Here is an 8,038-nt window from a genome sequence, read left to right as displayed (position 1 = left end):
TCTTTGCCGCCTGAAGAGAATTGTCGCGGGACTAGACCGAGCCAAGCCGCAAAATATCGCCCGCACTTGAAGCTGTCCATTGCCGGGGCAAAAGCCTCTACCGCAAGAGCTACCATCGGGCCTACGCCTGGCATGGTCTTGAGACGTCGCGCAACATTGCTCTGCTGTGCAAGTCCGGCAATCTTCTTCGTCTTGTCCTCGATTCTTGCGGTCTTTTCGCTAATCTGGGCCAGAAGATCGCTGCATTCCTCCCTCACGAGTTTCGGCAGGGCGCTATCCGCATCATCGACTAATGCCTCCATGCGCTTGATGTGTCCTAACCCGAGCGGAACGACGTGGCCATACTCGTAAAGTACAGCGCGCAGCGCATTCACCAGTTCCGTCCGCTGGCGCACGATACGCTTCCGCGCTCGGAACAACACCGCTTTCGCTTGTTGATCTTCGGACTTGGGTTCTACGAAGCGCATCTCGGGTCGCTGTGCCGCGACAACAATGGCCTCGGCATCAGCGGCATCGTTCTTCTGACGCTTCACAAAAGGTCGCACATATTGCGGAGCGATCAGCTTGACCTCATGCCCCAGCGTCGCCAATTCCTGTGCCCAGTAGTGAGCGCTGCTGCAAGCTTCCATCACCACGACAGCCCCGGACTGGCTTTCCATGAAACGCAAGAACTGTCCCCGCGACAGCTTCTTGCGAAAGAGCAACCGGCCCGACATCGATGCACCGTGAATCTGAATGACGCTCTTTGCAAGATCCACCCCGATCATCACTTCCGTCATGTGTAGTCCTCTCCGCTACTGGTCCAAACACGAGGGCGGCAACCACCCCATCTACTTTGCGCAACAGTGGACATTCCAACCTGGCCGCCACATATACATGTTATAACATAACAGGAGGACCTGAAAATCCGTGCCATCATAACGCCTCCCAGGGGTTGATGATATCTAGCCCAGCGGCCGCGAACGGGCTTGTACCGCGCGTAGCGACCATGAACCCACGTGCCAACGCCGTTGCGGCGATATAGCCATCCGCATTGCTGATGGCTTTGCCTGCCCTCTTGGCTTGCGCCATCAGACCGGCATAAGTTCGTGACGCATCCAAGTCGAAGGGGAGTATGCGCCCCGCTAAGGCCGGCAATACCTCTCCTTCCAAGCGATTCAGGTAGATCGTGCGTCGCTTGCCTGCTGGCATGGCCGCCAAGCCGAAACGCAGTTCGGCCACCGTAATTGCGGACAAATACAGCGTTTCGATCATCTGCGCATCGATCCAGGTCATCACATTGCGGTCGGGCTCGGCCTTCCACAGTTCGGAAACGACGTTGGTATCGATGACGATCATTCGAAGCTCATCGGTTCAGCCGGTGTCTTGTCACGCAGCTGGTTGAAATGCTCCGCTTCAGCATCGGTCAGCCCTCCTGCGTCACGGGCAATAGACGCCAATAAAGAACCGAGTTTGACGCGCTCCGGCGGACGGACAATCGTTTCGAGGATGTCGCGGATCTCGGCCTCGGTGCTGCGGCCATGCATCGCTGCTCTCACGCGAAGCGCGCGGTGCACCTCATCCGGCAGGTTCCTAACGGTCACGCTCGCCATGATGACTTCCTTTCGAAATTGATATCAATGATTGCACTATACATAATGTGATATCGCCAGCAATCTTCTCATATGACAGGTTAAACGGCGTCGCCGGCATGGGAGCAACGCCGGTCCGGGGGGCGTTATGGCTCACGTTTAGGCCAGGCCAACTGCAACTTCATCATTGTGGCTAACCCGTATTCCGCCACGTCTTGCTCTTGGACAGGTTCGGCAGGAGGGTAGGTTGGCGGCAAGGGTCGAAGCGTCAACGGGGGAAGCTTCTCTACGATTGGCCGGAAAATCCTTGCCAACTTGTTTTGCATCCACTCCGGGGTGGGCATTCGGCCCGCTGCAAGTCCTTCGGCAACCATCGCATTCCACCAGGCCTCTTTGAGCGCCTGGAAAGAGGTGAAAGCCAGCGTCATGCTCTGTCCGTCGTTATCGACGTGGTAGAGCGCAAAGCCGGAAGGAATGTGTTCGTCTCCCTCTTCCCAACCAAGCTCGACCCGCCCGCCGACCCACCTTCCCTCTTTGAAATTGTGGTGCTTCGCCGTGTTCGCGATCGCCGTGCACATGTTGAGCTGAGGAATCTGCATGGCAAGTTGATCTCGGATGGTATCCTTGGAGGGCTTGCCCCCGGTTAACGAACGCGATCGGATGGCTTCGGTCATCCAGTCGCGGAGGCTCTCGGCGGCGATGCAGATGTTGATTGCCGCATAGGCAAGTGGCTGCTTCTCGTTCGGATAGCTCCTTTGGATATCCTCGAACACGTCGATATCCCAGGCGAGTTTTTCCCACATTTGCACGACCGTTCCGATAACGGCAGTGTGCTTGGTCGCTTCTCTTGGTCTACTATTTTCGTTGGTGCTCATTCAGCCCTGCAATGTCTCGTCCGACGTTCGAGCAAGATGCCGCCGATTCGAACTGATTGTGAAGTGGCGCGATGAGGCCGCCCCAGTTTCCGTGTCGCACAACACCTTTACCGCCACCCCAATCGGTAGCAAAGACGGAGAAGTGCCGGCATGACGCTGCCCCACGTTTCTAGACCACCGCCAGCCTTCTACATTCAGTAAAATGGATTTTAATATTTCCTGATAGAATGCCGTCATGACCAGGCGACCGCGCAAGACCACAAAGCCGCTGTTACGTGATGACGGCGCCCCCATCCAAAGCCTACCGATCCGGAAACGCAACCCGGCGCAGCCGCAGCTCGTGTTCGATCCCATGCCGGATCGTATCGAACCGGCCCTTGCAAAATTGCTGACGAAGCCGCCCGTCGGCGACGATTGGGGCTGGGAAGTCAAATGGGACGGGTATCGCCTCCATGTTCACATCGAGCAAGGCGGCGTGCGCATCCTCACGCGTGGCGGATTTGACTGGACCGATCGCTTTCCTGTTATCGCGAAAGCTGCTCGTGCGCTTGGCCCGGCCACCATGATCATCGATGGCGAAGCCGTGATCCTCGACGAGCACGGCCGCTCGGATTTCGGGTTGCTGCAGCAGTCTCTCGGCGCGAGCGGCAACACGCCCGGGGCTCTCGCCTCGCCGGCGGTCCTTTATGCCTTTGATCTCCTCTATCTTGATGGCCACGACCTGCGCGGCGTCGAATATCGCTCGAGACGTCACCTCCTCGAGGACGTCCTCGATAGACAGGAGGGTGCGATTCGAATCTCCGAAGAGTTCGACGCCGATCCGGCAGCCCTCCTTGAGGAAGCCCGCCGTCACGGGCTCGAAGGCATCGTCGGCAAGAAAGGTGACAGCCTCTATCGATCTGACCGCTTCGGCGACTGGGTCAAACTCAAATGCGTCCAATCCGAGGCCTTCATGATCATCGGCTATGAGCCGTCGCCGAACCCGGCCATAGGATTTAGATCGCTGCTGCTCGCCGCATATCGCGGAAGCGAGCTCGCCTATGTCGGTTCCGTCGGAACCGGTTTTAAGGAGCGTGAAGTGCTTCAGCTGCGCAAGCTGATGGACAAGCTTCCCTGGAAGCGTAAACAGCCGCCCCTGCCCTATGATGGCAAGAGGAAGGCGGTCTGGGTCCAACCGACGCTGATCGCAGAAATCGAATATCGGGCGTGGACGAACGACAATCGGCTACGGCATGCGGCTTACAAGGGGCTGCGCGATCGTCAGGATAACGCCGACGTCTATCGCATGACCGGCTAAATAGCTGCTGGCAACCGAATGCCTTACAAGCGCTTGAACCGGTAGTTTGCATGCGAGCGCTTCTGGTTCTTGAATGACGACACCGGCTATTTGCGACATTACACGGGCGGGGAAACTTTTGTCGTTAAGCACGCTGCCTCGGACAATATCCGCGTTGTCTCTTTTGCCGCGTCAGTTCGAGGAAGAGTTCGACAGCGTCTGCTTCATGGTCGAAGTGATGCGCCTTGCTGTGACCGCGGCGGCCAATTCTGCCCCAGGTCCTGGTCAGGCAGGTTTCGCCGAACAGAGTGCTCGAAATCTCCATCGCGTAGAAGCGCGCCATGTTCTTCGTGGCGTCGGTTCGTTCGACGTAGATGCGATAGGGCTGCGATACCATAGCGCGCAGAATCGATGATCCAGTCTCGATCGTCCAAAGAGGTGTCCATGTCTGAAAAATCAAGCGGATCCGCGTCGTCGTCGGAACCTTCCTGTCGGCCACTATATTTGCTGCTCCCGTAGCGGCGGGTGACTGGGGGTGCGAAGTTTTGCTGTGCGCGGCGTCGTCGCGCAGCTGAGTGGCAGGCCGATGGGGAGAAGAAAACTGCGACCGATTGGGTGCAGGGGACCGTCCTCGACAAGAAGCAGGCCGAGTGGATCCAGGAAAATGTCAGGCCTGGCGATCTCGTCTATATCGAGTCCCGGATAGCCAACTCCAGCTTTGAGCGAGACGGTGAACAGGTCTATGCCACCGATATCATTGCTCAGCTGTTCAATCTGGTTGCCAAGAAGGGCGCTTGAGCGCCGAAGGACCAAAGGTGGGCCACCGCCGTTCCAGACGGCCGCGCTCTCTGCCATTAACGGAGCCAGCCTGCGGCCGTCTCCGCCGTTCCCGGTAACGATCGCTTATCCGGCGATGCTTTAAGCATCGGTATCGAGGCCCGGTGCGGGCCACATGTTCGTTTCCGCCCCATGACATCGTCGTCCAGGCCGGTCAAGTGGCCCGTGAAGCCGGTTGATCTTCCGCGCCAGTCCGCCGGAGGCGAACCCGTGAAGATGCCCCGCCTTCCGCGCCACGCCGCTTGACAGTCCCGTTTGCCGCCGTGGGGAGGCTTCGCCCGAAGGGGCTTTTCCCTCGGGAACCGGGAAATCAGGAGACAGAGCTATGAGCATCTACACCGAGACCGCCCGCTTCGATACCGGCCGCGCGCTCACCGAAACCGAAATGCGCCGTTTCGCGCCGTCGATCTTGCCGTGACCGCCCATGAGAGCCGGTCGGAACGCTTCAAGCCGATCCCGACCATCGAGGTGCTGCGCGGCCTGATGCGGGAAGGTTTCATGCCGGTCGGCGCCAAGCAGTCGCGCAGCCGTACCGAAGGCAAGGCCGATTTTACCAAAGCATCTCATTCGTCTGCGCCGCGTCGATGACGGCAAGGTCTATCATGTCGGCGACACCGTGTGCGAGATCCTGCTCAAGAATGCAAACGATGGTACGTCGGCTTACGAATTGATGGCCGGCCTCTTTCGTGTCCGCTGCCTCAATTCCTTGGTGACGCAGACCGGCACCATCGACGCCATCAAGGTCCGGCATTCCGGCGACGTTCAACACAAGGTGATCGAGGGCACCTACCGGGTGCTTGGCGAGGCCGAACGCACCCTTGCCGCGCCGCAGGACTGGTCGACCATTCGCCTCAATCGCGAGGAAGCCAACATTCTTGCGGATGCTGCCCATGTGCTTCGGTTTGGTGACACTGACGGCGAAACGAAGACGCCGATCAAGGCCGAGCAGTTGCTCGTTCCGCGCCGCCATGATGACCGCGCCGACGATCTCTGGACAACTTGGAACGTCGTGCAGGAAAATTCCCTGAAAGGCGGCTTACGTGGTGTCGGCCGTGATAACCTCGGCAGACCGCGCCGTATGAGGTCACGCGCCGTCAACGGCATTGATCAGGATATCAAGCTGAACAAGGCCTTGTGGCTTCTCGGTGAGAGGATGGCAGCGCTGAAGGCGTGAAACGTGCCAAGGGAAAGGCGCGCCCGGAAGCAGCGGCGCCTCGCCCTCCCCTCCTCGCCACCGCGTGCCTGGTGGCTGTCCCTTGCCGCATGCGAGCGGCGCGCGACAGCTTCGAGGGGTGCCCCAAAGCCCCACCCCTCGCACTCCCTTCCCGCCCGTCTGGTTCAGGATTCGAGGACAAATCAGTTTGGTCGCCGGTCTTTTTCAGCCTGTCGCGGATATATGCCTCTATGTAGTTAAAGACCCTCTGCCGCGCCCTCATCCGTCTCGATCATATCGATAGGGCGACGACCGCCGAGATGGTCGCTTTCCGCCATTTCCAGCACCTTCGCAAGGTGATGCGGTTTCGCATACCATGAGTGTGGCTTGATGCTGGCGCGGCGGCGGCCAGGAACGACATATGGCAATTGTGAGGCGCGCAGCTCATCCTCCGAGATATGCCGCCTGACCCATGAGCGAGTTGTGCGAGCGAGACGTTTGCTTCGCGTTCAAGGTCACCGCCCGCCCCGACCTTGCGCGTCGGTATCACCAGGCCGCGGACGATGTGTGGGCAACGAACCTTAAGCATTTCCAGCGCCGGCGCTAAATCGGTGTCGTTGGTGACGAGTACCACCTGATCAACCTCCCCGTTCAGCGCGTCGTCGTAGAGGTGAAGCGCCAAATACACATCCGACTGCTTCTCCTCGAGCTTCCATACCTGGATCTTGTCGCAGTCACGCGGCCAGCATTTCGGATCGTCGGCTGGAACGATATGTTGATTGGCCTTGCAGAGCGAGCTATTGCCCATCACAAAGGACAGGCGACCACCACAATGCGCCGTTAGCGCATTGTGGTATTGAGCCTGCGAGGACACGGAGTCCTCGCCCTTTGCGGCGCTGTCGATGATCTTTGCCGTGAAATATGATCGCACAATCTGGATGCAGGATCATTTTCGCCGGGGCGGTGTCCGTTGCCGGCCGATAGAGGATTGTGGGCAGGATATGCGTCTCAAACAGCGTTAGCACGCCAATCCGCTTAAAGGCGGTCTTTCGCAAGCAACCGTAGTAAAGGTTGTATCCGTCGATATAGACGCGCGTTCTTACGCTGCCACTCCTGCCCCCAAGACATAAAAAAACCGGCTTGCGCCGGCTTTTTCCCCCAACCGCCCCGGAGCCCATGTCTCTCAGGATGCTGGGTTAGTTGTTGACATTAACATAGTGAGGGACGGCGCATTCGTCAACCGATTTGCTGGGCGCATTGGTGTCGCAATGCGCAATTTCGCGCTTAATATGCCTAAAATACGCAATCTAGGCCGACCCTTCAATCCTTAGCAGGGGGCGCTGCTGCGGTAAACGAACCGGACCTCTCCGTCGTGGCCTGGCTTTGTTGAAACTTCGAGTTCTTCCGGAACCTCGATTGTATATTCCATGCGCTAGGATAGGTTGCATGCATTTCTATTGTCTGAGAATCTCTTACGGCGTCGACTCATAAACTCTGGCACCATATTCTTGTTGCGACGAGCTTTACAGCGGCGAGGTAGTTTTCCGGGCGCTTGTCATATCGGGTTGCGATGCCTCGGAACTGCTTGATCCTGTTGAAGAACCGTTCCACGAGATTACGTTGCCGATAGACCCAGCGCGAAAATACGAAAGAGCCCTTGCGATTACTCTTCGGCGGGATGTTGGCCCAGGCCTTTCTCTCGGCGGCCTTTGCCCGTATGGCATTCGTGTCATAACCCTTGTCGGCCAGCAGGATGTCCCCCTCGCCAAGCTCATCCGTCAGCGCGTCGGCTTCGGCACAATCGGCGATCTGTCCACCAGTCAGACGCAGATTGACCGGGCGACCTTCGGCATCGACGAGCGCATGGATTTTGCTCGTAAGGCCGCCGCGGGAACGTCCCATGCCACCATCGTCTCCATCCCTTTTTTTCCCGTGGCCGCGTGCTGGTGAACGCGGACACAGGTCGAGTCGATCATGACGATGTCGCCATCGTAGGCCTTGGACACCGCTTCAAGAAGCCGATCCCATACCCCGGCTTTGCGCCAGCGGACGAAGCGGTTGTAACAGGTCGTCGGCGGGCCATAGCGTTCCGGAACTTCCGCCCAAGGCGAGCCCGTTCGAAACCGCCAGAGGATGCCATTCAGTACCCGCCGATCATCAACGCGGGCAACGCCGCGTGGCTTGTTGGGTAACAACGGCGATATAATCGACCATTCGTGGTCAGTCAGTTCGTAGCGACGACGTGTCATCAAATGCTTCCCTATTTCGAAGCCTTGAATCACGCCGGTCGATAAATGCCAAGAAATTTTATGAGTTTACGCTGTAG

Annotated in this window: 11 protein-coding genes and 1 pseudogene; 5 read left to right on the top strand and 7 right to left on the bottom strand. The window is 58.3% G+C overall.

All coding sequences use genetic code 11. The features are described 5' to 3' along the window. The 4 genes from AS026_RS09755 to AS026_RS09740 form a co-directional block, all read right to left on the bottom strand. Nucleotides 1–779 (bottom strand): IS110 family RNA-guided transposase (locus tag AS026_RS09755; protein ID WP_062369556.1); only part of this gene is annotated, 779 nt, incomplete at its 3' end. A gap of 136 nt (nt 780–915) precedes the next feature. Beyond that, the gene (locus tag AS026_RS09750) at nt 916–1,338 is read right to left on the bottom strand and encodes a type II toxin-antitoxin system VapC family toxin (protein WP_028749619.1); all 423 of its coding nucleotides are present in this window, start codon (nt 1,336–1,338) and stop codon (nt 916–918) included. Further along, a complete protein-coding gene (locus tag AS026_RS09745) occupies nt 1,335–1,592 on the bottom strand; it encodes a FitA-like ribbon-helix-helix domain-containing protein (protein WP_028749618.1) in 258 nt (85 codons plus the stop codon). The genes AS026_RS09750 and AS026_RS09745 overlap by 4 nt, the downstream gene beginning before the upstream one ends. Nucleotides 1,593–1,717: 125 nt before the next feature. Next, nucleotides 1,718–2,446 carry a hypothetical protein gene (locus tag AS026_RS09740; protein ID WP_202902647.1) on the bottom strand — a complete coding sequence of 243 codons (729 nt, stop codon included), beginning with the start codon at nt 2,444–2,446 and terminating at the stop codon, nt 1,718–1,720. Between the two features lie 235 nt (nt 2,447–2,681). Here AS026_RS09740 and ligD point away from each other — a divergent pair, with 235 nt between their 5' ends. Next, complete coding sequence (gene ligD / locus AS026_RS09735) at nt 2,682–3,743, top strand: non-homologous end-joining DNA ligase (RefSeq protein WP_028749617.1); 1,062 nt, start codon at nt 2,682–2,684, stop codon at nt 3,741–3,743. A 124-nt stretch (nt 3,744–3,867) separates the two neighbouring features. Here the strand turns inward: ligD and AS026_RS09730 are convergent, their stop codons facing one another. Continuing rightward, a complete protein-coding gene (locus AS026_RS09730; protein WP_028749616.1) occupies nt 3,868–4,119 on the bottom strand; it encodes a WGR domain-containing protein in 252 nt (83 codons plus the stop codon). Nucleotides 4,120–4,247: 128 nt separating this feature from the next. Here AS026_RS09730 and AS026_RS09725 point away from each other — a divergent pair, with 128 nt between their 5' ends. From AS026_RS09725 to AS026_RS09720, 4 genes are all read left to right on the top strand, one after another. Continuing rightward, on the top strand, nt 4,248–4,520 hold the full coding sequence (locus AS026_RS09725; protein WP_051321223.1) for a single-stranded DNA-binding protein: 273 nt from the start codon (nt 4,248–4,250) through the stop codon (nt 4,518–4,520). Between the two features lie 364 nt (nt 4,521–4,884). Beyond that, nucleotides 4,885–4,977, top strand: a complete 93-nt coding sequence (locus AS026_RS43195; RefSeq protein WP_235777221.1) for a phosphoribosylamine-glycine ligase — start codon at nt 4,885–4,887, stop codon at nt 4,975–4,977. Continuing rightward, a complete protein-coding gene (locus AS026_RS43190; RefSeq protein ID WP_235777220.1) occupies nt 4,974–5,147 on the top strand; it encodes a DUF932 domain-containing protein in 174 nt (57 codons plus the stop codon). Before AS026_RS43195 ends, AS026_RS43190 begins: the two co-directional genes overlap by 4 nt. A gap of 28 nt (nt 5,148–5,175) precedes the next feature. Then, nucleotides 5,176–5,733 carry a DUF932 domain-containing protein gene (locus tag AS026_RS09720; protein WP_235777219.1) on the top strand — a complete coding sequence of 186 codons (558 nt, stop codon included), beginning with the start codon at nt 5,176–5,178 and terminating at the stop codon, nt 5,731–5,733. Nucleotides 5,734–6,004: 271 nt separating this feature from the next. Here AS026_RS09720 and AS026_RS41115 read toward each other — a convergent pair whose 3' ends face one another. Next, on the bottom strand, nt 6,005–6,643 hold the full coding sequence (locus tag AS026_RS41115; RefSeq protein ID WP_155951333.1) for an NYN domain-containing protein: 639 nt from the start codon (nt 6,641–6,643) through the stop codon (nt 6,005–6,007). Nucleotides 6,644–7,197: 554 nt separating this feature from the next. Next, nucleotides 7,198–7,961, bottom strand: a pseudogene (locus AS026_RS39625) (IS5 family transposase). Nucleotides 7,962–8,038 lie beyond the last annotated feature (77 nt).

This window comes from Rhizobium altiplani, assembly GCF_001542405.1.
Taxonomy (GTDB): Bacteria; Pseudomonadota; Alphaproteobacteria; order Rhizobiales; family Rhizobiaceae; genus Rhizobium; species Rhizobium altiplani.
This window is presented reverse-complemented; position numbering and strand designations above follow the sequence as displayed.